The 22,506-nt window shown below is 60.8% G+C and carries 20 protein-coding genes; 13 read left to right on the forward strand and 7 right to left on the reverse strand.

The annotated features are described in order from the left end of the window. Positions 1-190 precede the first annotated feature (190 nt). Positions 191-1,555, reverse strand: a complete 1,365-nt coding sequence (gene eat / locus EJA70_RS28875) for an ethanolamine permease (RefSeq protein WP_158835823.1) — start codon at positions 1,553-1,555, stop codon at positions 191-193. A 414-nt stretch (positions 1,556-1,969) separates the two neighbouring features. Between eat and kdpF the strand changes: the two genes are divergently transcribed. The 7 genes from kdpF (at position 1,970) to EJA70_RS28910 (ending at position 10,697) form a co-directional block, all read left to right on the forward strand. Next, positions 1,970-2,059, forward strand: a complete 90-nt coding sequence (gene kdpF, locus EJA70_RS28880; RefSeq protein ID WP_007899818.1) for a K(+)-transporting ATPase subunit F — start codon at positions 1,970-1,972, stop codon at positions 2,057-2,059. A gap of 8 nt (positions 2,060-2,067) precedes the next feature. Next, entirely contained in the window at positions 2,068-3,762 is a 1,695-nt protein-coding gene (gene kdpA / locus EJA70_RS28885) for a potassium-transporting ATPase subunit KdpA (RefSeq protein WP_158835826.1), read from the forward strand. 25 nt (positions 3,763-3,787) lie between these two features. Then, a complete protein-coding gene (gene kdpB, locus EJA70_RS28890; RefSeq protein WP_158835829.1) occupies positions 3,788-5,845 on the forward strand; it encodes a potassium-transporting ATPase subunit KdpB in 2,058 nt (685 codons plus the stop codon). Positions 5,846-6,188: 343 nt separating this feature from the next. Next, positions 6,189-6,734 (forward strand): potassium-transporting ATPase subunit KdpC, encoded by a 546-nt coding sequence (gene kdpC / locus EJA70_RS28895; protein WP_158835832.1) that lies wholly within the window; start codon positions 6,189-6,191, stop codon positions 6,732-6,734. Between the two features lie 137 nt (positions 6,735-6,871). Next, on the forward strand, positions 6,872-9,523 hold the full coding sequence (locus EJA70_RS28900) for a sensor histidine kinase KdpD (protein WP_158835835.1): 2,652 nt from the start codon (positions 6,872-6,874) through the stop codon (positions 9,521-9,523). A gap of 48 nt (positions 9,524-9,571) precedes the next feature. Next, entirely contained in the window at positions 9,572-10,261 is a 690-nt protein-coding gene (locus EJA70_RS28905) for a response regulator (RefSeq protein WP_008079883.1), read from the forward strand. 121 nt (positions 10,262-10,382) lie between these two features. Then, positions 10,383-10,697, forward strand: a complete 315-nt coding sequence (locus EJA70_RS28910; RefSeq protein ID WP_008079884.1) for a hypothetical protein — start codon at positions 10,383-10,385, stop codon at positions 10,695-10,697. A 49-nt stretch (positions 10,698-10,746) separates the two neighbouring features. Here EJA70_RS28910 and EJA70_RS28915 read toward each other — a convergent pair whose 3' ends face one another. Further along, a complete protein-coding gene (locus tag EJA70_RS28915; protein WP_158835838.1) occupies positions 10,747-11,784 on the reverse strand; it encodes a patatin-like phospholipase family protein in 1,038 nt (345 codons plus the stop codon). Positions 11,785-12,000: 216 nt separating this feature from the next. Here EJA70_RS28915 and EJA70_RS28920 point away from each other — a divergent pair, with 216 nt between their 5' ends. The 3 genes from EJA70_RS28920 (at position 12,001) to EJA70_RS28930 (ending at position 14,039) form a co-directional block, all read left to right on the forward strand. Further along, on the forward strand, positions 12,001-12,279 hold the full coding sequence (locus tag EJA70_RS28920) for a hypothetical protein (RefSeq protein WP_008079886.1): 279 nt from the start codon (positions 12,001-12,003) through the stop codon (positions 12,277-12,279). Positions 12,280-12,358: 79 nt separating this feature from the next. After that, positions 12,359-13,126: a CHAD domain-containing protein gene (locus tag EJA70_RS28925; RefSeq protein ID WP_158835841.1), complete on the forward strand. Its 768-nt coding sequence runs from the start codon at positions 12,359-12,361 to the stop codon at positions 13,124-13,126. Positions 13,127-13,244: 118 nt separating this feature from the next. Next, entirely contained in the window at positions 13,245-14,039 is a 795-nt protein-coding gene (locus tag EJA70_RS28930) for an acyl-CoA thioesterase II (RefSeq protein ID WP_158835844.1), read from the forward strand. 1 nt (position 14,040) lies between these two features. Here the strand turns inward: EJA70_RS28930 and EJA70_RS28935 are convergent, their stop codons facing one another. The 3 genes from EJA70_RS28935 to EJA70_RS28945 all read right to left on the reverse strand — a co-directional run bounded on the left by EJA70_RS28935 (position 14,041) and on the right by EJA70_RS28945 (position 17,134). After that, a complete protein-coding gene (locus tag EJA70_RS28935) occupies positions 14,041-14,406 on the reverse strand; it encodes an Mpo1-like protein (protein WP_158835847.1) in 366 nt (121 codons plus the stop codon). Between the two features lie 229 nt (positions 14,407-14,635). Next, positions 14,636-16,117 carry a methyl-accepting chemotaxis protein gene (locus tag EJA70_RS28940; protein ID WP_158835850.1) on the reverse strand — a complete coding sequence of 494 codons (1,482 nt, stop codon included), beginning with the start codon at positions 16,115-16,117 and terminating at the stop codon, positions 14,636-14,638. A gap of 210 nt (positions 16,118-16,327) precedes the next feature. Then, positions 16,328-17,134 (reverse strand): TatD family hydrolase, encoded by an 807-nt coding sequence (locus EJA70_RS28945; protein WP_158835853.1) that lies wholly within the window; start codon positions 17,132-17,134, stop codon positions 16,328-16,330. Between the two features lie 235 nt (positions 17,135-17,369). Between EJA70_RS28945 and EJA70_RS28950 the strand changes: the two genes are divergently transcribed. Both EJA70_RS28950 and EJA70_RS28955 read left to right on the forward strand, forming a co-directional pair. Next, on the forward strand, positions 17,370-18,791 hold the full coding sequence (locus EJA70_RS28950) for a transglycosylase SLT domain-containing protein (protein WP_008079892.1): 1,422 nt from the start codon (positions 17,370-17,372) through the stop codon (positions 18,789-18,791). Between the two features lie 111 nt (positions 18,792-18,902). After that, positions 18,903-19,337 carry a DoxX family protein gene (locus tag EJA70_RS28955; RefSeq protein WP_008079893.1) on the forward strand — a complete coding sequence of 145 codons (435 nt, stop codon included), beginning with the start codon at positions 18,903-18,905 and terminating at the stop codon, positions 19,335-19,337. An 83-nt stretch (positions 19,338-19,420) separates the two neighbouring features. Here the strand turns inward: EJA70_RS28955 and htpX are convergent, their stop codons facing one another. Both htpX and EJA70_RS28965 read right to left on the reverse strand, forming a co-directional pair. Next, positions 19,421-20,308, reverse strand: coding sequence for a protease HtpX (htpX, locus tag EJA70_RS28960; protein ID WP_008079894.1), 888 nt, complete (start codon positions 20,306-20,308; stop codon positions 19,421-19,423). 304 nt (positions 20,309-20,612) lie between these two features. Beyond that, complete coding sequence (locus EJA70_RS28965; protein WP_008079895.1) at positions 20,613-21,824, reverse strand: pyridoxal phosphate-dependent aminotransferase; 1,212 nt, start codon at positions 21,822-21,824, stop codon at positions 20,613-20,615. A 224-nt stretch (positions 21,825-22,048) separates the two neighbouring features. Between EJA70_RS28965 and msrB the strand changes: the two genes are divergently transcribed. Continuing rightward, positions 22,049-22,444 (forward strand): peptide-methionine (R)-S-oxide reductase MsrB, encoded by a 396-nt coding sequence (gene msrB / locus EJA70_RS28970; protein ID WP_158835856.1) that lies wholly within the window; start codon positions 22,049-22,051, stop codon positions 22,442-22,444. Positions 22,445-22,506: the final 62 nt, after the last annotated feature.

Genomic DNA, 22,506 nt, shown 5'->3' on the forward strand with positions numbered 1-22,506 from the left:
GAGGATTTCGTCGTGCGATGCTGCTTACCACTTTTGAGCGAAGCGACTTCGCAGTGGTTCCATTCTAGGCCCGATATCCCTGCTGCACCTTAATTCCCTGTAGGAGCTGCCGCAGGCGGCGATCTGTTGACTTTGTTTTTTTAACACAAGATCAAAAGATCGCAGCCTTCGGCAGCTCCTACATGAGGGGTTACTGGCCCGTGAGCATGGCGTCGGCTGGTGCGTTGGCGCGCAACTGGCCGGTGAGCAGGAAGTAGGCGAAACCCACGGCCATGAAGCCGAGGAAAATCAGCCCGATCAGGGCGTTGAACCACGCCATTGCAATCAGGCACACCACCGCCAGCACCAGCGCGATCAACGGGATCAACGGATAGCACGGCGCGCGAAAGGTGCGCTCCAGGTTTGGTTCGGTTTTGCGCAATTTGAACAGGCTGAGCATGCTCATGATGTACATCACGATCGCGCCGAACACTGCCATGGTGATCATCGCGGCGGTGAGGGTCATGCCGCCGAGGTTGATCAGGCCGTCGCTGTAGATCGCGGCGATGCCAATGACGCCGCCGGCAATGATGGCGCGGTGTGGCGTCTGGAAGCGCGACAGTTTCGCCAGTGAAACCGGCAGGTAACCGGCGCGGGCGAGGGCGAAGAACTGTCGGGAGTAGCCGAGAATGATCCCGTGGAAACTCGCCACCAGGCCGAACAGGCCGATCCACACCAACATGTGCAGCCAGCCGGAGTTGTCGCCGACCACGGTTTTCATTGCCTGCGGCAGTGGGTCGTTGATGTTGGCCAAGGTGCGCCAGTCCCCGACGCCGCCGGCGAAGAACATCACACCCATCGCCAGTAAAACCAAAGTCAGAATGCCGCTGATGTAGGCCTTGGGAATCGTGCGTTTCGGATCCTTGGCTTCCTCGGCGGCCATCGCTGCACCTTCGATGGCGAGGAAAAACCAGATGGCAAATGGTATCGCCGCGAACATCCCGGCAATTGCCGGAGCACCGAACACATCGGAACCGGCCCAGCCATTGAGGGAAAAGTTGCTGAAGCTGAAAGCCGGAGCCACCACGCCCATAAACACCAGCAATTCGGCGACGGCCAGCACGCAGACGATCAATTCGAACGTCGCCGCCAGCTTCACGCCGAGAATGTTCAACCCCATGAACACGATGTACGCGCCGACCGCCGCGTGTTTCGGATCGAGCGCCGGAAACTGCACATTCAGGTAGGCGCCTATGGCCAAGGCAATGGCCGGTGGCGCGAAGACGAACTCGATCAACGTCGCCAGCCCGGCAATCAAACCACCTTTCTCACCGAAGGCGCGGCGGCTGTAGGCAAACGGCCCGCCGGCGTGGGGAATCGCCGTGGTCAGCTCGGTAAAACTGAAGATGAAGCAGGTGTACATGGTCGCGACCATGAACGAGGTCACCAGAAAGCCCAGTGTGCCGGCGACACCCCAGCCGTAACTCCAGCCGAAATACTCCCCGGAAATCACCAGCCCGACGGCAATGCCCCACAAGTGCAACGTGCCCAGCGTGGGTTTGAGTTGTGTGTTCATGCGCTTGCTCCCTGAACGGTTTGGAAAGCTCGGAGGAGGGCGTGTGCAGTGGGCGTGCCATTGCGCTGAAACAAGTCGTAATGAGTTGAAAGCTGTCGTATCGGGGATGCTCAAGTCACAGCGCTAACGAATCCGTGCGCCATCTAGGTGCGCTGCCGATAGGGCCGCCGTCATCGCGGGCAAGCCCGCTCCCACAGTGATCTCAGTCGTTCACAAATATTGCGTACATCCAGAAACCTGTGGGAGCTGGCTTGCCAGCGATGAGGCAGGTGCACATACCGCCGTAAAGCCCGCATAAACCCACTCTTTACGCTTTCTTTATGCACAGTCAGCACCCTCGGTCTCGTTCCTTTACAGCCTCCTTTCCGACAATCACCCCACACGCGGCAATACGCCGTAACACGGAGATCTTCCATGAGCGTTCTGGACGGGGTGTCACTGCTGTTGGCAGTGGGGCTGTTCATTTATCTGTTGGTTGCGCTGTTGCGCGCGGATCGGAACTAGGAGCGGCTATGCACAGTTATGACTATTGGCTGATCCTCGCGTTTTTCGCGGTGGTCTTGCTGCCAGCGCCGCTGCTCGGGCGCTTCTACTACAAAGTGATGGAAGGTCAGCGCACCTGGCTGACGCCGATTCTCGGTCCGGTTGAGCGCGGTTGCTACCGCATCGCCGGGGTCGATCCCGAGGTTGAACAGAGCTGGCAGAAATACACGCTGGCGCTGCTGGCGTTCAACCTTGCCGGTTTCCTGCTGCTGTTCGCGATTCTGTTGTTCCAGGATCACTTGCCGCTGAACCCGCAGAATCTGCCGGGCCAGGAGTGGACGCAGGCGTTCAACACCGCGGTCAGTTTCATGACCAACACCAACTGGCAGTCCTACAGCGGTGAAGCGTCACTCAGCTACCTGAGCCAGATGGTCGGCCTCACCGTGCAGAACTTCGTCAGCGCCGCCACCGGCCTTGCCGTGCTGGTTGCGCTGTGCCGTGGCATCGGTCGCAAATCGACGAAAACCCTGGGCAACTTCTGGGTCGACATGACCCGCGCCACACTTTATGGCCTGTTGCCGCTGTGCCTGCTGCTGGCGCTGTATCTGGTCTGGCAGGGCGTGCCGCAAACCTTCGCGCAGTACGTGAATGCCGTGACGATGCAGGGCGTTGATCAAGTCATTCCCCTGGGCCCGGCCGCGAGTCAGATTGCGATCAAGCAACTGGGCACTAACGGTGGCGGCTTCTTCGGTGTCAACTCGGCGCATCCGTTCGAGAACCCGACCGCGTGGAGCAACCTGTTCGAAGTCACCTCGATCATTCTGATCCCGGTGGCGCTGGTGTTCACCTTCGGCCATTACGTCAAAGACCTGCGTCAGAGCCGCGCGATCATCGCCTGCATGCTGGCGCTGTTCCTGATCGGCGGCGCGACCTCGCTGTGGGCTGAATACCAACCGAATCCAACCCTGAACAATGCTGCTGTTGAGCAGACCGCTCCGCTGGAAGGCAAGGAAGCACGTTTCGGCACCACCGCCACCGTGCTTTGGTCGGTGACCACCACAGCGGCGTCGAACGGTTCGGTCAACGGCATGCACGACAGCCTGAACCCGCTCAGCGGCATGGTCGCGCTGGTCAACATGATGGTTGGCGAAGTGATCTTCGGCGGCGTCGGTGCCGGGCTTTACGGCATGTTGCTCAACGTGCTGATTGCGGTGTTCCTCGCCGGTTTGATGATCGGGCGCACCCCGGAATACCTCGGCAAGAAACTTCAGGCGCGTGAAGTGCAACTGCTGGTGGTGACGTTGCTGGTGATGCCAGTCGGCGTGCTGGTGCTCGGCGCGATTGCCGCAGCGGTTCCCAGTGCTGCGGCCACCATCAGCAACCCCGGCCCGCACGGTTTCAGCCAGTTGCTCTACGCCTACACCTCGGCGAGTGCCAACAACGGTTCGGCGTTCGGTGGCCTGAGCGCGAACACGCCGTTCCACAACTTGATGCTGGGTCTGGGCATGTTGATCGGTCGCTTCGGTTACATCCTTCCGGTGCTGGCACTGGCCGGCAGCCTGGCGATGAAGAAAACCGCACCGATCGGCCAGAACAGCTTCCCGACCCACGGCCCGCTGTTCGTGACCCTGTTGACCGTGACCATTTTGCTGGTGGGCGGCCTGACCTTCTTGCCGACTCTGGCGCTCGGCCCTATTGCCGAACACCTGAGCATGGGCTTCTAAGCCTCTCTTTTTTAGGAGCTGAATGATGAATATGCCCGCAATCAAACCCGCTGCCGTCAAGGCGCCGGAACAAGCGAAAACCGCGATCTCGGCCCTTTGGCGGCCGGCGCTGGTGCAAGCTTTCGTCAAGCTCGATCCGCGGCAATTGAAGCGTTCGCCGGTGATGCTGGTGGTCGAACTGACCGCGATTTTCACCACCGTGCTGTGCTTCATTCCCGACGCCGATGTGCCGACCAATGTCGCCGCACAAATCGCCCTGTGGCTGTGGTTCACCGTGCTGTTCGCCAACTTCGCCGAGGCCTTGGCCGAAGGTCGCGGCAAGGCTCGCGCCGACAGCCTCAAGGCTGGCAGCGAAGGCCTCAGCGCTCGACGCAAACAGGCCAATGGCAGCTTTCAGGTCGTGCCTGCGGCGAGTCTGCGCAAAGGTGATGTGGTGCGCGTCGAGGCTGGGGAAATGATCCCCGGTGACGGCGAAGTCATCGAAGGCATCGCCGCAGTGAACGAAGCGGCGATCACCGGTGAATCGGCGCCGGTGATTCGCGAATCCGGCGGCGACCGTTCGGCTGTCACCGGCAACACGCGACTGGTGTCCGACTGGTTGTTGGTGAAGATCACCGTCAACCCCGGTGAGTCGACTCTGGATCGCATGATCGCCCTGGTCGAAGGCGCCAAACGCCAGAAAACCCCGAACGAAGTGGCGCTGGATATTCTGCTGATCGGCCTGACCCTGATCTTCCTGTTGGTGGTGGTAACTCTGCAACCGTTCGCCCATTTCGCCAACGGCAGCCTGCCGCTGGTGTTTCTGGTGGCGCTGCTGGTCACGCTGATTCCGACCACCATCGGCGGTCTGCTGTCGGCCATCGGTATTGCCGGCATGGACCGTCTGGTGCGCCTCAACGTGATCGCCAAATCCGGCCGCGCCGTGGAAGCAGCGGGCGACGTGCATGTGCTGCTGCTCGACAAGACCGGCACCATCACTTTCGGCAACCGTCGGTGCAGCGCGGTGTATGCCGCGCCCGGTGTGAACGGTCGTGAGTTGGCGGAAGGCGCGCTGTTCGCCTCGCTGGCGGATGACACGGCGGAAGGCAAATCCATTGTCGAGTACCTGCGCGGTCTGCATCCACAGTCTGAACCAGCGCTGGAAACCCTGACTGCCGTGCCGTTCAGTGCAGAAACCCGCTTGTCCGGCGTCGACTATCAAGGTCGTGTGTATCGCAAAGGCGCGGTGGATTCGCTGCTGAGTTTCCTTGGCCAGAAACGCTCGGATCTGGCTCCGGCGCTGTCGCGGGAAATCGACAAAATCGCGCAGAGCGGCGGCACCCCGTTGCTGGTCTGTGCTGACGGCAAACTGCTCGGCGCGATCCACCTCAAGGACGTGGTCAAACCGGGTATCCGCGAACGTTTTGCCGAACTGCGCAAACTGGGAATTCGTACCGTGATGGTCACCGGCGACAACCCGCTGACGGCTGCCGCAATTGCTGCCGAAGCAGGCGTTGATGACGTTCTCGCTGAGGCGACTCCAGAGAAAAAACTCGCGCGCATTCGTCATGAGCAAAACGACGGGCGTCTGGTCGCCATGTGCGGCGATGGCGCCAACGATGCTCCGGCACTGGCCCAGGCTGACGTCGGTATGGCGATGAACGACGGTACACAAGCGGCGCGCGAAGCAGCGAACATGGTCGATCTCGACAGCGACCCGACCAAGCTGTTGGACGTGGTGCAGATCGGCAAGGAATTGCTGGTGACGCGCGGTGCGTTGACGACGTTTTCCATCGCCAACGACGTGGCCAAATACTTCGCGATCCTGCCGGCGCTGTTTGCCTCGATCTACCCGCAACTCGGGGTGCTGAACATCATGCACCTGAGCAGTCCGCAGAGCGCGATTCTCTCGGCCATCGTCTTTAACGCGTTGATCATTGTTGTGCTGATTCCGCTGGCCTTGCGCGGTGTGCGCGTGCAGGCGGCGAGTGCGGCGGCGTTGTTGCGACGCAATCTGTTGATCTACGGGGTGGGCGGGATTCTGGTGCCGTTCGTGGGGATCAAGGCGATCGACATGTTGCTCACGGCGTTGCATTTGGTTTGATTCTTGAAGAGCCCCTCACCCTAACCCTCTCCCAGAGGGAGAGGGGACTGACCGAGGGGTTTGTGAGAGCTGCACCGACTTGAGATACCGAGCCGAACTCAGGTTTTGAAAAGCATAGAGATCGGCTCCCTCACCCTAACCCTCTCCCGGAGGGAGAGGGGACTGACCGAGTGGTTTGTGAGAGCTGCACCGACCTGAGCTATCGAGTCGAACTCAGATCTCCAAGAGCACGAAAATCGGCTCCCTTTCCCCCTCGCCCCCTTGGGGAGAGGGCTGGGGTGAGGGGGAAACGATGCCCCTGACACCCCACAAAATTTTGCCCAACGAATTCGAGGATCTTGAAATGTCCACAATGATACGTCCCGCCCTCAGCCTGCTGGTACTGATGACCCTGGTCACCGGCGTTGCCTATCCACTGGTGGTGACCGGTGTCGCGCAAATCGCTTTCCCCGCTCAAGCCAACGGCAGTCTGGTTCACGATGCCGATGGCAAAGTGCGTGGCTCATCGCTGATCGGCCAGGATTTTGTCGGCGATGCGTGGTTCCATCCGCGTCCCTCCGCCGGTGCGTTTGCCACTGTTTCCAGCAGCGCGAGCAACCTCGCGCCGAGCAATCCGGCACTCGCCACGCGGGTGATCGACGATGCCAATAAATTGCAGGTTCCGGGGCAAGGTCCGGTGCCGCTGGCGCTGCTGACAACTTCGGGCAGCGGCCTCGATCCACACTTGCCACCGGCGGCAATTGCCTATCAACTGGCGCGTGTCGCGGCCGCTCGTAATCTGCCGGTAGCGTCGTTGCAGCAGTTGCTTGATAAACACATCGAACAGCCGCTGGTGGGGCCGCCAGTGGTCAATGTGCTGGAGCTGAACATGGCCCTGGAAAAACTGTAGAAGATGATCGTTCCCACGCTCTGCGTGGGAATGCATCAATGGACGCTCCGCGTCCGCTTTGGTGGGACGCAGAGCGTCCCGGGCTGCATTCCCACGCAGAGCGTGGGAACGATCATCAGGAAGAGAGAGCATCAAGCATGAGCGACTCCGGCCGCGCCGACGCACTGTTAGCAGACCTGCCCCGCGACGGCCGTGGCCGCCTCAAGGTGTTCCTCGGCGCCGCTCCCGGTGTCGGTAAAACCTACGCCATGCTCCAGGCCGCCCACACGCAACTGCGCCAAGGCGTGAAAGTCCTCGCCGGGGTCGTCGAAACCCACGGCCGCGCTGAAACCGAAGCGCTGCTCGGCGGCTTGCCGCAGCAACCGCTGGTGCGCTCGGAATACCGTGGCGTGATGCTCGAAGAAATGGACCTCGACGGCATCCTCGCGGCCCGACCGAAGCTTGTACTTGTCGATGAACTGGCCCACAGCAACGCCCCCGGCAGTCGTCACGCCAAGCGCTGGCAAGACATTCAGGAACTGCTCGCCGCCGGCATCGATGTGTTCACCACGGTCAACGTCCAGCACCTCGAAAGTCTCAACGATCAGGTGCGTGGCATCACCGGTGTGCAAGTGCGCGAAACCCTGCCCGACTGGGTGTTGCAAGAAGCCTACGAACTGCTGCTGATCGACCTGCCGCCGCGCGAATTGCTCGAGCGTTTGCGTGAAGGCAAGGTCTACGTCCCGGAGCAGGCACGCGCGGCCATCGACGCGTTTTTTACCCAGACCAACCTCACGGCATTGCGCGAACTGGCGATGCAAACCGCCGCTGCGCAAGTCGATAACGATCTCGCTCAAGGCTATCGCCAGCTTGGTCAGGCAGCGCCGGCGGTGCGCGGTCGATTGTTGGTCGGCGTCGATGGCGATGCGCAGGCCGAACGTCTGGTGCGTCACGCCAGTCGCGTTGCCCAGCGTCGGCATCTGCCGTGGAGCCTGGTGCACGTCGACAACGGCAGCGTGCGCGACGAGCAATCACGCCTGCGCCTGCAAAGCGCGCAACAGTTGGCCGAACGCCTCGGCGGTGAAGTGGTGTTATTGCGCGCCGGTGAAGTGGCGAAAACCCTGATTCAGCACGCGACTGAACGCCGTGCGAGTCTGGTGCTGGTCGGCCAGTCGCGGCCAAGTTTGCGCCGTCGACTGTTCGGCGGTGGCTTGGCCGCGCGTCTGTTGCGTCAGGCCCATGGCCTGGAAATCAACGTCCTCGACAACGATCATGAACACCTGCAATCGCGTCCGCGAAACCCGCTGACACTGGTGTGGTTCGACTATGCGTTGGCGCTGGTCGCCACACTGCTGGCCAGTGCCTTGGCGTGGGCGGTGTCGAGTGTGTTGCCGCTGCCGAACATCTCGCTGGTGTTCCTCGCGGCGGTGTTGCTGGTGGCGGTGCGCAGCAGTCTGGGCCCGGCGCTGGCGTGTGCGGCGCTGTCGTTTCTGACGTACGATTTTCTGTTCATTCCGCCGAATTTTTCCTTCAGCATCCAGCGCGAAGAAGACGTGCTGACGCTGTTGTTTTTCCTCTTGATGGCGGCGCTCACCGGCAACCTCGCGGCGCGGCAGCGTCGGCAATTGCAGGCGTTGCGCGACACTCAGGAAGAAACCAGCGAGCTGCTCGATCTGTCGCGCAAACTTACCGCCGCGACCGATCGTCAAGCCGTGGTCAGTGCCGCCGCGCAGCACCTCAACGGCTGGAGCGATTTGCAACTGTGCCTGCTCAATCGTGACGGACAGGGCGGCTGGAAGGTTGAAACCGGCGGGCCGCTGCAGTTCACCGAGTCTGAGCGTGCCGCCGCTGACTGGGCCTGGCAACACGATCAACCGGCGGGTATGGGCACCGGCACGTTACCGTTCGGGCGTTGGTGGTGGTGGCCGCTTTCCGTCGAGGACGGGCCGCTGGCGCTGCTCGGTGTCTGCGCTAAAGAGGGCCAGACCTTGAGCGGCCAGCGTCGGCGTTTGCTGACTGCGCTCAGTCAGCCGCTGGCGCAGGCACTGGCCCGCGCGCAACTGGCGGATGATCTGGAGGCGGCGCGCCTGCATGGCGAAACCGAACAATTGCGCAGTGCGCTGCTGGCCTCGGTTTCGCATGATTTGCGCACGCCGTTGACGGCCATGCGCGGCAGTATCGACAGCCTGTTGGCGCTCGGCGAAGCCATCCCGCTGGAAGATCGCCGCGAGCTGCTTGAAGGCACTCGCGATGAAGCCGAACGCCTCGACCGCTATATCCAGAATCTGCTCGACATGACCCGCCTCGGCCACGGTGCTTTGAAGCTTGCGCGGGACTGGGTGTCGCCGGCCGACATTGTCGGCAGTTCGCTCAATCGCCTGCGCGCGGTGCTGGCGCCGTTGCAGGTCAGCACCGAGGTGCCGGCCGAGTTGCCGTTACTGTTTGTGCACGCGGCGCTGATCGAACAGGCGCTGGTCAATGTGATGGAAAACGCTGCACGTTTCTCGCCGCCTCACGGTCGTCTGGCGTTGCGCGCCGGGGCCGATGACAGCGAGATTTTCTTCTCGGTCAGCGACGAAGGGCCGGGCATTCCCGAAGACGAGCGGGCGAAGATTTTCGACATGTTCTACACCGCCGCGCGCGGTGATCGTGGCGGCCAGGGCACGGGCCTCGGCCTGGCGATCTGTCAGGGCATGGTCGGCGCGCATGGCGGGCGCATCACTGTCGCTGACGGCATCGAAGGACGCGGCACCTGCATCACCCTGCACTTGCCGCTGCAGGCGCAACCGGGGATGGACAATGAAGCCTGATGCCGACTGCGCTACTCTCTTGCCAATCTTTTGTATCGATGTGAATTCATGAGCCAGACCGCGACCATTCTGGTCATTGACGACGAACCGCAGATTCGTAAATTCCTGCGCATCAGCCTCGCCTCGCAAGGCTACAAAGTGCTGGAGGCCGGCACCGGTGCCGAGGGCCTGGCGCAGGCAGCGTTGAACAAACCCGACCTGCTGGTGCTCGACCTTGGCTTGCCGGACATGGACGGCCAGCAAGTGCTGCGCGAGTTTCGTGAATGGGCGACGGCGCCAGTACTGGTGTTGTCGGTGCGCGCCAGCGAAGGGCAGAAGGTCGAGGCACTGGATGGCGGCGCCAACGACTATGTGACCAAACCATTCGGCATCCAGGAGTTTCTCGCACGGGTCCGCGCGTTGTTGCGTCAGGCACCTGCTGGCGAGGCGCAACAGGCAGCGTTGAATTTCGGCCCGTTGACTGTGGACCTGGCCTATCGGCGGGTGTTGCTCGACGGCGTTGAAGTGGCGCTGACCCGCAAGGAATACGCGGTGCTGGCGCAACTGGCGCGGCATCCGGGACGGGTGATCACTCAGCAGCAATTGCTCAAGGATATCTGGGGGCCGACACACACCGAGGACAGCCATTACCTGCGGATTGTGGTGGGGCATTTGCGGCAGAAACTGGCGGATGATCCGACGCGGCCACGGTTTATCGTGACCGAGGCGGGAGTGGGGTATCGGTTGTTGGAGGTGTGAGTGAAGGTCGACGCCAAGGCGCCGCCGTCTGTCGGGACTGTCATTTCTGTCAGGTGCTGCGGCGAAGTGGCTACTGTTAGTTTTCAAGCTCAACTTAGCCCCGAAGTGTCTGGAGAGCCTGATGTCTACGCACAATGATGGATACCAGCGGATTGATGCCGATACCTACAACAACTGCGCCCGCGAGGCGCAAACCCATGGTGGGTTGCCCACCCTGAGCGCCGCGCGCGAACTGCAGAAGCAATTCGCAGGTCAATGGAATGTCACCAGCGGTTACATCTGGACGACTGAAAAAGCTTCAAGGGTGCCCGATGAATCGCCGGCGCTTGGCCACGAGTCGGGGACCAGCTACGTGGTTATCGACATGCAGAATGGTGTTGAGAAGAAGTTTGACGGCAATATGCGGGTTCAAAGCTACTACAAGTCCGGCAGCTAAGATTCAAGCATCAAAGCCCTGCACCAATCGCTGGCGCAGGGTTGCAGTATCAACCCTGCTCATTTTCATACCGATCCAGCGTATCGCTGGCAATCTCGCGCCCCAACGCGATCAACTCCGGCGCCTTGTAGAACTCGAAAAACCGGCATACCCGCTTCGGCACGTTGATCAGGATATCCGGCGGATAACCGGCGATCTTGTACTGCGCCAGCGATGTCTGCATGACCTCGAAACTCTGGTTGATCAGGTCCAGCAACGAGGCCGGTCCGACGTTATCGATAATGAAGGAGCCGGTGGCGGATTTCGGTGCGCCTTCACGCTCGGGCGCGGCGGCCGGTTGCTGGTTTTCCGGTTCGACACCCTCCAGCCACGGGTTGATATCCGCCGCCTCGGCGCGCAGCGCTTCCTGTTCGAGCTTCAGCAACTGCTCGGCCTGTGTACGGCGAAACGGCATCTTCGAACCGAGCGAACTGATCAGGCTGTCAAAGCGTGAACGGAACGCGGCGGGGCGCTGGATCACCGGCAGTTTGTAATGGCGCTGGTTGGTCGAGTTGAGGTTGACCGCGATGATCAGGTCACAGTGGCTGGACACCACCGGCACAATCGGCAGTGGGTTGAGAATGCCGCCATCGACCAGCATGCGGTTGCCTTGCATAACCGGGGTGAACAGGCTGGGGATTGCCGCCGAGGCGCGCATGGCCTGATGCAGACAACCTTCCTGAAACCAGATTTCCTGCTGATTGGTGAGGTCGGCGGCGACGGCAGTGTAGGGGATGCGCAGGTCTTCGATGTTGATCTCGCCGACGATCTTGCGGATCTGCCCGAAGACCTTTTCGCCACGAATGGCACCCAGGCGAAAGCTCACATCCACCAGGCGTAAGACGTCGAGGTAATCGAGGCTCTCGATCCAGTTTCGGTATTCGTCGAGCTTGCCGGCGGCATAGATCCCGCCGACCACTGCGCCCATCGAACAACCGGCAATGCAGGCGATGTCGTAACCGCGTTTTTCAATCTCTTCAATCACCCCGATATGGGCATAGCCCCGGGCACCACCGGAGCCCAGCACCAGTGCGACACGCTTTTTCATCCAGCTTCCTCCCGACAAGGTTCCACAATGCACCCATCGACGGGCAGGCTCAATCGCCGAGGTCGTTCAGTGCGCCAGTGACGTCGTTTTTTCGCAACGGCGTGACCCTTCAGCGCTATCCTTTCGCCAACGCAGTTTCACATGCGGGCAAGGCACTTTTTCCCGGCCTGACCGTCTTACCTGCACGACTGATGACCTAACGTTGAGGTGTAAGTGATGAAAGCCTGGATCTGTGTGCCGTTGATGGCTTTGGCATTGGCCGGTTGCGCCGGCAAGACCGCGTACCGCGACAGCTGCGGCAGCCAGCTCGACGCCGCCTGGCATGAACTGGACCTGGCCAAGGCTGAAGGCTTTGCCGGCACCGTCAGCTATTCCAAGGCGCTGTCGTTGTTGACGGCGGCCAAGACCCAGCAGCAATTCGAGGGTTTTGAAGGTTGCAGCAGTAAAGCCGAGAAGGCGCGCTTCTACATTCGCGAATCCCGCGCCGGACGCTAAGCTGCTGACCTGAGGCAAGGATGCTGCGCGGTCGAACCGCCAGACTCATCCCCCAGGGCATTTGAATCAGGAGCATGTGATGTCTGCGTTGGTTGACCGTTTGGTGGCTCATGTCCTGAGCCTGGAAGTGCGACTGCTGGCTTGTCAGGCGCGGTTGACGGCGCGCACTGATCCTGAGGCGCTGCACGATCTGCGCACCACGGTGCGGCGCCTGCGCAGTCTGTTGCGGCCATTGCGCGGTTTGCCGGGTGTCGAACAATTGGAGGACGCGGCGTCGGCGGTGGGTCAATTGACCACGCCGTGGCGCGATCGTGAAGTGCTGGCCGCGTACCTGCTCGAGCACGCTCAGCCCGAAGCCGCGCAACGGCGTATGGCGCAGATGGCCGAGGCCTATCCGGCGCTGGCGGCGAGTGCCGAGGTGGCGTCGCTGTTGATGATTCTCGACGCCTTTCCACGTTTTCTGCGCGCCTCGCAGCGCCAGGGTTTGCTCAAGGGCCTGGATAAACGCATCGAAAAACGCCTCGGCAAACAATGGAAAAAACTCGACGCGGCCTTGCACGATCCCGCCCACGACCGTCATCGCCTGCGCCTGTTGATCAAGCGCGTGCGCTACGGCATCGAAGCCTATCCAGAGCTTGATCGTCTGCCTGAGGCGGCGTTGCCACGCTTGAAGTCCGCGCAAGGTGCGTTGGGCGACTGGCACGACTGCTGGCAGTGGCTGGCGAAAGCCGAACACGAAGCAGATCTCGAGCCTTGCGTCGCGACATGGCAGGCAACCATGATCAAGGCCGAAATCAAAGCCGACCGCGTGCTCGAAAAACTCAGCGCAGCCTGCTTCAAATCCTGAGCAACCTCCTACAGGGAGGGTGTCTGATCTGTCAGCGCATTTGACCGGAATAGACGCTGCGGTGCTGTGCCGGGCTGGTTAAGATCCCTGCAGTCCTTTCTCGTTATCTGAGGTTGCCATGCGCTTTTGCGATCTGCTCGATGCCGTCCGCCGTGATCCGCACGTGACGATTCCCGCCGAATGGGCGCAAGGCCGTGCCAGTTTCGGTGGTCTTGTCGCCGCACTGCAATACGAAGCCATGCGCGCCAGAGTGCCGGCGGATCGTCCGGTGCGTTCGCTGGCGATCACTTTTGTCGGCCCGGTTGAGCCCGAAGTCCCGGTCAGTTTTGAAGTGGACGTGTTGCGCGAAGGCAAAGCGGTCAGCCAGGTGCTGGGCCGCGCCATGCAGAACGGCCAGGTGGTCACGCTGGTACAAGGCAGTTTTGGCGCCTCGCGGCCCTCGGAAGTGGCGATTGCCGCAGAGCCGGCCCCTGAGATGAAGCATTGGGACGACTGTCAGGAACTGCCCTATATCAAAGGCGTGCTGCCGGAATTCATGCGTCACCTGGGCATGCGCTGGACCATCGGCGGTCTGCCGTTTACCGGTAATCCGTCGCGGGAGATGGGCGGTTGGGTACGATTGCGTGGGGATGTGAAGGAAGAACCGGTCACCGAGTCGCACATTCTGGCGCTGGTGGACGCGTGGCCGCCGTCGTTGCTGCCGCACCTGAAGAAACCGGCCATGGGCAGCACGCTGACCTGGACCGTCGAATTCGTTCAGCCGTTACGTGAGTTGAACACGCTGGACTGGTGCAAGTACCGCGTTGAAACCGAGTACGCCGCTGACGGCTACGGACATGCCGCCGCGAAACTGTGGAGTGCACAAGGCGAGTTGATCGCCATGAGTCGCCAGACTGTCACGATCTTCGCCTGAATCAGTGTCGACGGTGACGTTCACGCCAGGCGCGCCACCAGCCGCCGCTGAGCAAGAACCGTGGAAAGGTCAGAAACTGTTCGACCAACAAGCGTGATACGGCATCTTTGCGATCACTGAACGGCTCGGAGGCTTGCGCCTCCAGACTGTGGCCGTGACGCTGCAGACCCAGCGCCGCAACGATACCGATCACGCCGATGGCGACACTGGCCAGGCTCAGGCTGAACACCCCTGACACGATCAGCAGAAACGCTACGATGAACAGCGGCACGGCAATCAGGTGCAAGACCAGATTGGTCGGATGCTGATGATTGCCCGGGTACGCGCGCCATTGCCACGCGGGAAGGTTGGGGTGACGTTTGCCCATGTTGACTACTCCTCGATCCTTGTTGAACACATGGCTGAAGAATAGGCCCGGGCAAGGAGGGCGGCGAATCAAGGTTGGCTATTGAAGCGATAGGCGTCATCGCAGGATTCGATGTCGTTTCAAATGCCGCCATCGCTGGCAAGCCAGCTCCCACAGTGATCTCCAGTGAACACCGGTTGTGTGAACACCCACGAAACCTGTGGGAGCGGGCTTGCCCGCGATGAGGCCGTCAGAGTTTCAGCTGCCCTATCGCCTTGCTCAACTCTGCCGCCAACGTCGCCAGTTCATTACTGGTGGTCGCCGAATCGACCGTCTGCTGCACCGTGTTCTCGGTCACATCACGAATACTCACCACCGCCCGATTCATTTCCTCGGCGACTTGACTCTGCTGCTCTGCTGCGACGGCAATCTGCGTGTTGCTTTCGCGCATCTGCGCCACTGCCCCGGTGATTTCCGCCAGTGCTGCGCCAGCCTCCTGCGCTTGCTGCACGCAGTCGTCGGCCTTGTACGAACTCTCCTGCATGAAGTCCACCGCATCACGCGTACCGGCCTGCAATGCCGACACCATCGTGGTGATTTCATCGGTCGAGGCCTGCACGCGTTTCGCCAGGTTGCGCACTTCATCGGCGACCACGGCAAAACCACGGCCCATTTCACCTGCACGGGCGGCTTCGATGGCGGCGTTGAGGGCCAGAAGGTTGGTCTGCTCGGCGATGCTGTGAATCACGCTGACCACGCCGTTGATCTTCTGACTGTCCTCGGCCAGGCGCTGGATCATTTCGGCGGTCTGCTGCACGCCGCTGGAGAGCCCGGCAATCGAATGCTGCACCCGCGCCACCACTTGCTGGCCGCTGCCGGCGAGGCCATCGGCGGTCTGCGACAAATCCCGAGTGGCGCCCGCGTGTTGGGCGATGTGGTAAACCGTGGCGGTCATTTCGTTGATTGCGGTGGCGGCCTGATCGGTTTCACTTTGCTGGCCGAGCATGCCGTGGCGCACCTCGTTCATGCTCGACGCCAGCCGCGCGGCGCCGACATCCAGCTGCCGCGCCGTGTTGGCGACGGTGCTGACCACGCGTTGATAACCGGCCTGCATCGCGTTGAACGCATTGGCCATCTGCCCGACCTCATCTTTGCCGACCAAGGGGACGCGGGCGGAGAGGTCGCCGCTCTTTTCAACGTGCAGCATCACGTCTTTCAAGGTGTTGAGCTGGCTGAGCAGAAAACGGATCAGCAACTGCGAAGCGCCGAGCATCGCCAGCATCAGAATGAACACCGCCACCGCGTAGTTGGCGAATCGCTCGCCGAAGACCTGCGTCAGGCTTGGGCCATAGGCGATCACCGCGACTTGCTGGCCGTCGGCGCGGCTGAACACTTCAGCGCCCATCAGCGGATTTTCGCCCAACACCGGCATCGGGTTGATGTCGTTCCAGCCATGGCCGTCGGTGATCTCCAGCAGCGGCTGATCGTTGAGGCGCGGCGCCTCTCCGCGCTTGAACGTCAGCACGTGATCGGCCTTGGGCAACGCTTGCCCGGCTGGCCAGGCCATGAGTATTTGCGCCTGGGCTTGGGCCGAGGCCTTGGAGGCGTGACTGCGCGCCTGTTGCTCAAGCTGCACGGCGTACAGCACCAACAACAGGGTGGTGACAAAGGCGACCGCGTTGACCGCCCAGAATTTGTATTTCAGCGAGATATTGCTAAGCCAGGCACCCATGGAGGTCTTCTCTGATAGCGGAAACAGCATTGGCAAGGTGCCAGCATTGTGCCGCTATCCAGATATGAAGACCTTGATGCACATCAAAAGACCCCATCCCGCCACTGTAGGAGTGAGCCCGCTCGCGATGGCGATGGATCAGTTACTGCGATGTTGAATGAGCTGCCGCCATCGCGAGCAGGCTCACTCCTACATTCAGTTTCTGGTGTGTCAGGGGAGTACGGGGAGGTTGTAAAACGCGCGGGCGCAAGCAGTGGTGTGCGCCGCCAGATCGGCTTCGGTTTCACCCCGATGCAAGGCCACCTCACGCAGCACTTCAGTCAAATACGCCGGCTCATTGCGACCGTTTTTCGGCTTCGGCCGCAGCGTACGCGGCAGCAAATACGGCGCATCGCTTTCCAGCATCAATCGTCCACGCTTGATCTCTTTGACCAGCGGGTGCAAATGCGTGCCTCGACGCTCATCGCAGATCCAGCCGGTGATGCCAATGTGCAGATCCAGATCGAGGTAGCTGAACAACGCCTTTTGCTCGCCGGTAAAGCAATGCACGACCGCGGCCGGCAATTGATCGCGGAAGTCTTTGAGTATCTCCAGCAGACGCTGGCTGGCGTCGCGCTCGTGCAGGAACACCGGCATTTGCAGTTCGACGGCCATGGCCAGGTGTTCTTCAAGAACCTTTTCCTGCTGCGCGCGCGGCGAGAAATCGCGGTTGAAATCCAGCCCGCATTCGCCCACCGCGATCACGTTGGCCTCCTTCAGCAAACTGCGCAGACGCCGGGCACTGTCCGCGTTCCAGTCACTTGCCGAATGCGGATGAATACCGGCGGTGGCGAACAGTCGCTGCGCAGAGTCGTCCAGCTGCTGACACAGCTCCAGCGCCTGTTCGCTGCCCTCGACGCTGGTGCCGGTCAACACCAGTTGGCAGACCCCGGCAGCATAGGCGCGATCAAGCACGGCCTGGTGTTTGTCGGCGAAACTTGGGTTGGTCAGGTTGACGCCGATATCGATGAGTTGCATGGTTGCTACCTCGGGCCGAAGGCCGGAAAGCATACCAGAGCTGTAGATCCATAAGAAAAGCCAAGAACTACAACGAGTTATAGCTGTCTTTTGATGCCGCGACGCAGCCCGGTTTGGCAAAGATGCCATCACTGTGCCAGTCTCTCGCACTTTGCCAGCGCTCAGGCGCTCTGTTTTCATCGGTGATTGACGCCGTTCAGCGGTGGGCTCACCCCGTATTCTTTCCGGAGAGTGGATGATTCGTCCCTCGGTTTTGTTGCTGTTGTGTGGATCGTTGCTGCTGCCGATGACGGCGGTTGCGCGCCTGCCCGGGCCGCTGCAGGCAGTACCGGCCACCAAGGTCCGTGATCTGTCGGAGATTCGCAGCAGCCGCGTCCTGCGCGTGCTGGTCAACCAGAGCCGCAACAGCTCCGGCGAAGTCCAGGGCCAGGCCATCGGTGTCGAATACCATCGCCTGCGCGCCTTCGAGCAATACCTCAATGGCCACGCCCGCGATGGCCAGGAAATCACCCTCAAGATCATTCCCAAAGCCAAGGACCAACTGCTCGGTGCGCTGCAACGCGGCGAGGGTGACCTGGTTGCGCCGGGCGAGTTGCTCGACCTGCAAGCGGGTTTCGCCGTGGCCAGCAGTGAGCCGATCGCCAGCAACGTGCCGTTGGTGCTGGTGGGCATCAAAGGCGAGCGCCGTTACACCAAGGTCGAACAATTGGCCGGCAAGACCCTTGCGTTGCCAACGGGCAGCGCGGCGGGGGAGGCGGTCAGTCAGATCAACCAGAAACTGGCGCTGCACAAGCTGGCGCCGATCAAGATCGAATGGGTCGACCCGACGCTGGCGGTCGAGGATGTGCTGGAGATGGTGCAGGGCGGTATTTTCCACCTGACCATCGTCGAGCAACCGATTGCCGAACGCTGGGGCAAGATCCTGCCGAAATTGCGCTTTGACCGACAAGTGATGATCAGCGAGCCGGGCGAGGAGTACTGGTTCGTGCGCCGCGATGCGTCGATGCTGCGGGCAAGCATCGACCGTTTCCTGACTGGCTACAAAAAGCCTTCCAACGAAGATGCGGCGTTTTTGCGCATCTATCGGCGTCTCTATCAAGTGCACTATCCCTTGGCCAAGGCTGACCGCCAGCGTCTGGAAAAACTGCGCCCGACCCTGCAAAAACACGCCGATGCACAGAACATGGACTGGCTCAACCTGGCGGCGCTGGCGTTCAAGGAGTCGGCTCTGCAACCCAACGCGCGCAGCGGCAGTGGCCCGACGGGGCTGATGCAGATCACCCCGTCTGCAGCGCAGCGGGTCGGCGTCAACAATATCCAGAATCTCGATGCGAATGTGCAGGCCGGGGCCAAATACCTGGCGATGATCCGGCGCAAGTTCTTCAACAGCCCCAAACTCAATGAACGCGAGCGTATGGCCTTCACACTGGCCGCGTACAACATCGGGCCGGAGCGGGTCCAGGGCATGCGCGCCGAAGCCCGCAGGCGTGGGCTGAACCCTAATCAATGGTTTTTCCAGGTCGAGCGCATCGCCATGGAGCAGGTGGGAATGGGCGCCGTCAGCTATGTTAATAGCGTGAACAAATACTATTTGGCGTTCGACCGGGAGCGAGAGTCGTTGGAGCCCCGGGGACAGAAAGTTGTCTCACGCAAATGATCAAATAAACTGATTGTTATGGCGGAATATTTGCGCTTTTAACATGAAAATAACTGATTAATATAGCGGCCAACCAACACACATCACTTCTCGCAAAACAAGGAATGCCCCATGAGCTCTCTGATCAACAAGGTTCTGTTCACCCGCGCCGGCTACGGTCTGACCATTCTGCGCATCGCCGTCGGCGTGATCTTCGCCGCCCACGGCTCGCAGAAACTCTTCGGCCTGTTCGGTGGTTATGGTCTGGCCGGTACCGCGCAGTACATGGACAGCATCGGTCTGCACCCGGGCTACGTCATGGCCACGCTGGCCGGCGGTACCGAGTTCTTTGCCGGTCTGGCGCTGATCATCGGCTTGCTGGTTCGTCCGGCGGCATTGGGTTTGACCTTTCTTTCGCTGGTGGCCATTTTCACCGTGCACATCGGTAACGGTCTGTTCATGGCCAACAACGGTTATGAATTTGCCCTGGCCCTGCTCGGCGGCAGCCTCGCGGTGTTGATCGAAGGCGCTGGCAAACTCTCGGTGGATCGCGCCATCGCTGGTTGATCCGCAGCTTCAGACAAAAAATGCCCGTATCGCGAGATACGGGCATTTTTGTTTTTCTGCTGTGTGATATTGCCGCCGTCAGATCAACCGCGGCGACGCAGGGCATCGATACGCGCTTCCAGCGGCGGGTGGCTCATGAACATGCGAGCGAAACCTTGCTTGATGCCACCGTTGATGCCGAACGCATTCAGGGTGTCGGGCATGTGCACCGGCAGACCCTGTTCAGCGCGCAGGCGTTGCAGTGCGCCGATCATTGCGCTGGTGCCGGCCAGGCGGGCACCGGCTTCGTCAGCGCGGAATTCGCGTTTGCGCGAGAACCACATGACGATCGCACTCGCCAGTATGCCCAGTACCAGTTCGGCGAAGATGGTCGCCACATAGTAGGCAATGCCCTGACCCTCTTCGTTCTTGAAGATCACCTTGTCGACAAAATTGCCGATGATTCGCGCGAAGAACATCACGAAGGTGTTCACCACACCCTGGATCAGCGCCAGGGTAACCATGTCACCGTTGGCGACGTGGCCGATTTCGTGGGCCAGCACGGCTTTCACTTCATCGGGCGAGAAACGCTCGAGCAGGCCCTGGCTGACCGCGACCAGCGCGTCGTTCTTGTTCCAGCCGGTCGCAAAGGCGTTGGCCTCGTAGGCCGGGAAAATACCCACTTCGGGCATCTTGATCCCGGCTTCGCGGGACAGTTGCTCAACGGTTTGCAACAGCCATTGCTCATGCCGGGTCCGTGGCTGGCTGATGATCTGAGTGCTGGTGCTCATCTTCGCCATCCACTTGGAGATGAACAGCGAGAACAACGAACCGGCGAAACCAAAGACCGCACAGAAAACCAGCAGCTGATTGAGATTGAGATCAATCCCGTTGGCCGCCATGAACCCGTTGAAGCCGAACAGGCTCAGGGTGATGCTGGCTATCAGCACGACCGCCAGGTTAGTGGCCAAAAACAGCAGGATGCGCATCATGGTTGTAGAAATCTCCTCAAGCTAAAGATGTAGCGTACTGCGGGGTATATAAGGTGCTGCACCGGGCTATTCAACTGAGTGACTATTTCAAACTGTGTCCTACAGCGGATTCTGCGCTGTGCGGTTCATTTCCCACAGCTGACACGGACAGGGACGACAGATAGCCGCGACCCGCCGCCATTACGTCAGACGTTTGTGGGCGGTATGAATCGCAAGTGTAGAAGGCGGGTGAGGGCGGGGGAGGTAGATGTGTTGCTGAATCAGACAGTGCGCAACGTTCGGGCCGTTGCGCACTGCTGGCCAATTACTGGCGGTACGACTTGAGGAAGTTCCCGATGCGGCCGATGGCCATTTCCAGGTCATCGACGCGCGGCAGGGTGACTACGCGAAAGTGATCCGGCCACGGCCAGTTGAACGCGGTGCCTTGCACCACCAGCAGCTTCTCGGAGAGCAGCAGGTCGAGGACGAATTTTTCGTCGTTGTGGATCGGGCAGACCTTCGGGTCGATCCGTGGGAACGCATACAGCGCGCCCATCGGCTTGACGCAGCTGACGCCTGGAATGTCGTTGAGCAATTCCCAGGTGCGGTTGCGCTGTTCCAGCAAGCGCCCCTGCGGCAGCACCAGGTCATTGATGCTCTGGTAGCCGCCGAGTGCGGTCTGGATCGCATGCTGGCTCGGCACGTTGGCACACAGGCGCATGTTGGCCAGCATGTCGATGCCTTCGATGTAGCTCTGGGCATTGTGTTTCGGCCCGGAGATGGCGATCCAGCCGGAGCGGAAACCCGCCACGCGGTAGGACTTCGACAGACCGTTGAAGGTCAGGCACAGCAGGTCCGGCGCCAGCGACGCGGTGCAGATGTGCACGGCATCGTCGTAGAGAATCTTGTCGTAGATTTCGTCCGAGAACACCACCAGGTTGTGCGCGCGGGCGATTTCCAGCATGCCCAGCAGCACTTCCTTCGAATACACCGCACCGGTCGGGTTGTTCGGGTTGATGATCACCATGGCTTTGGTGTTCGGAGTGATCTTGGCCTTGATGTCGGCCAGGTCCGGGAACCAGTCGGCGCCTTCGTCGCACAGGTAATGCACGGCGTTACCACCGGCCAGGCTTACCGCTGCGGTCCACAACGGATAATCCGGGGCTGGTACCAGCACTTCGTCGCCGTTGTTGAGCAGCGCCTGCAGCGACATCACGATCAGCTCGGACACGCCGTTGCCCAGGTAAATGTCTTCGATGCCGACGCCTTCGACATTTTTCTGCTGGTAGTACTGCATCACCGCCTTGCGCGCGCTGAACAGGCCTTTGGAGTCGCTGTAGCCTTGCGCGGTCGGCAGGTTGCGGATCACGTCCTGAAGAATTTCCTCCGGCGCCTCGAAACCAAACGGCGCCGGGTTGCCGATATTCAGCTTGAGGATGCGCTGGCCTTCCTCTTCCAGTCGTTTGGCGTGCTTGAGCACCGGGCCGCGAATGTCGTAGCAGACGTTGGCGAGCTTGTTCGATTTGCTGAACTGCATGGCGATGTGATCCCGAAAATGAACGATCCAGACGGCGGATGGACAACCGTACTGGGATTCCTGTGTCTTGCCACAGGCGGAGGTCTTGAGCCGCAGCGCCCAGAATCCGTTTGAATGCGCCCGGTCTGGCTGCCAGACTGGCACGTGACGAGGCGCAATCATACGTGCCGCCCGATCCGTGGAAAAGGTACAGATCGGGCTTTTTCAGCCGCTGAGGTGTGATGATGGAAAAGTTGGAAAAAACCCTGGAAGAATGGAAAGCCATGCTCGACCCGCAGCAATACGAGGTTTGCCGCCTCAGTGCGACCGAGCGACCGTTCTCCGGCAAATACAACGCCACCAAAACCGACGGTGTCTATCACTGTATCTGCTGCAAAGAACCGTTGTTCGATTCCACGACCAAGTTCGACTCCGGTTGTGGCTGGCCGAGCTTCTACGCGCCGATCGGCGAGAGCGCCATGACCGAAATCCGTGACACCACCCACGGCATGATCCGCACGGAAGTGAAGTGCGCCCGCTGCGATGCGCACCTGGGCCACGTCTTCCCGGACGGCCCACCGCCGACTGGCCTGCGTTATTGCATCAATTCGGTGTGCCTGAACCTCGAACCACGCGAATAACCGGTATCCCCTGTAGGAGCTGCCGAAGGCTGCGATCTGTTGATGTTGTTTTTAAAGACAAG

Source organism: Pseudomonas sp. PB103 (genome assembly GCF_009764635.1).
GTDB lineage: Bacteria > Pseudomonadota > Gammaproteobacteria > Pseudomonadales > Pseudomonadaceae > Aquipseudomonas.

Excerpts from the sequence above, each read along its gene's own strand:
- EJA70_RS28925 (WP_158835841.1), top strand. The coding sequence starts at position 12,359 with ATGTCTGCGTTGGTTGACCGTTTGGTGGCTCATGTCCTGAGCCTGGAA.
- EJA70_RS28920 (WP_008079886.1), top strand. The coding sequence starts at position 12,001 with ATGAAAGCCTGGATCTGTGTGCCGTTGATGGCTTTGGCATTGGCCGGT.
- EJA70_RS28945 (WP_158835853.1), bottom strand. The coding sequence starts at position 17,134 with ATGCAACTCATCGATATCGGCGTCAACCTGACCAACCCAAGTTTCGCC.
- kdpA (WP_158835826.1), top strand. The coding sequence starts at position 2,068 with ATGCACAGTTATGACTATTGGCTGATCCTCGCGTTTTTCGCGGTGGTC.
- EJA70_RS28910 (WP_008079884.1), top strand. The coding sequence starts at position 10,383 with ATGTCTACGCACAATGATGGATACCAGCGGATTGATGCCGATACCTAC.
- kdpF (WP_007899818.1), top strand. The coding sequence starts at position 1,970 with ATGAGCGTTCTGGACGGGGTGTCACTGCTGTTGGCAGTGGGGCTGTTC.
- EJA70_RS28905 (WP_008079883.1), top strand. The coding sequence starts at position 9,572 with ATGAGCCAGACCGCGACCATTCTGGTCATTGACGACGAACCGCAGATT.
- EJA70_RS28965 (WP_008079895.1), bottom strand. The coding sequence starts at position 21,824 with ATGCAGTTCAGCAAATCGAACAAGCTCGCCAACGTCTGCTACGACATT.
- EJA70_RS28950 (WP_008079892.1), top strand. The coding sequence starts at position 17,370 with ATGATTCGTCCCTCGGTTTTGTTGCTGTTGTGTGGATCGTTGCTGCTG.
- msrB (WP_158835856.1), top strand. The coding sequence starts at position 22,049 with ATGGAAAAGTTGGAAAAAACCCTGGAAGAATGGAAAGCCATGCTCGAC.
- EJA70_RS28900 (WP_158835835.1), top strand. The coding sequence starts at position 6,872 with ATGAGCGACTCCGGCCGCGCCGACGCACTGTTAGCAGACCTGCCCCGC.
- htpX (WP_008079894.1), bottom strand. The coding sequence starts at position 20,308 with ATGATGCGCATCCTGCTGTTTTTGGCCACTAACCTGGCGGTCGTGCTG.
- kdpC (WP_158835832.1), top strand. The coding sequence starts at position 6,189 with ATGTCCACAATGATACGTCCCGCCCTCAGCCTGCTGGTACTGATGACC.
- EJA70_RS28915 (WP_158835838.1), bottom strand. The coding sequence starts at position 11,784 with ATGAAAAAGCGTGTCGCACTGGTGCTGGGCTCCGGTGGTGCCCGGGGC.
- eat (WP_158835823.1), bottom strand. The coding sequence starts at position 1,555 with ATGAACACACAACTCAAACCCACGCTGGGCACGTTGCACTTGTGGGGC.
- EJA70_RS28935 (WP_158835847.1), bottom strand. The coding sequence starts at position 14,406 with ATGGGCAAACGTCACCCCAACCTTCCCGCGTGGCAATGGCGCGCGTAC.
- EJA70_RS28930 (WP_158835844.1), top strand. The coding sequence starts at position 13,245 with ATGCGCTTTTGCGATCTGCTCGATGCCGTCCGCCGTGATCCGCACGTG.
- EJA70_RS28940 (WP_158835850.1), bottom strand. The coding sequence starts at position 16,117 with ATGGGTGCCTGGCTTAGCAATATCTCGCTGAAATACAAATTCTGGGCG.
- kdpB (WP_158835829.1), top strand. The coding sequence starts at position 3,788 with ATGAATATGCCCGCAATCAAACCCGCTGCCGTCAAGGCGCCGGAACAA.
- EJA70_RS28955 (WP_008079893.1), top strand. The coding sequence starts at position 18,903 with ATGAGCTCTCTGATCAACAAGGTTCTGTTCACCCGCGCCGGCTACGGT.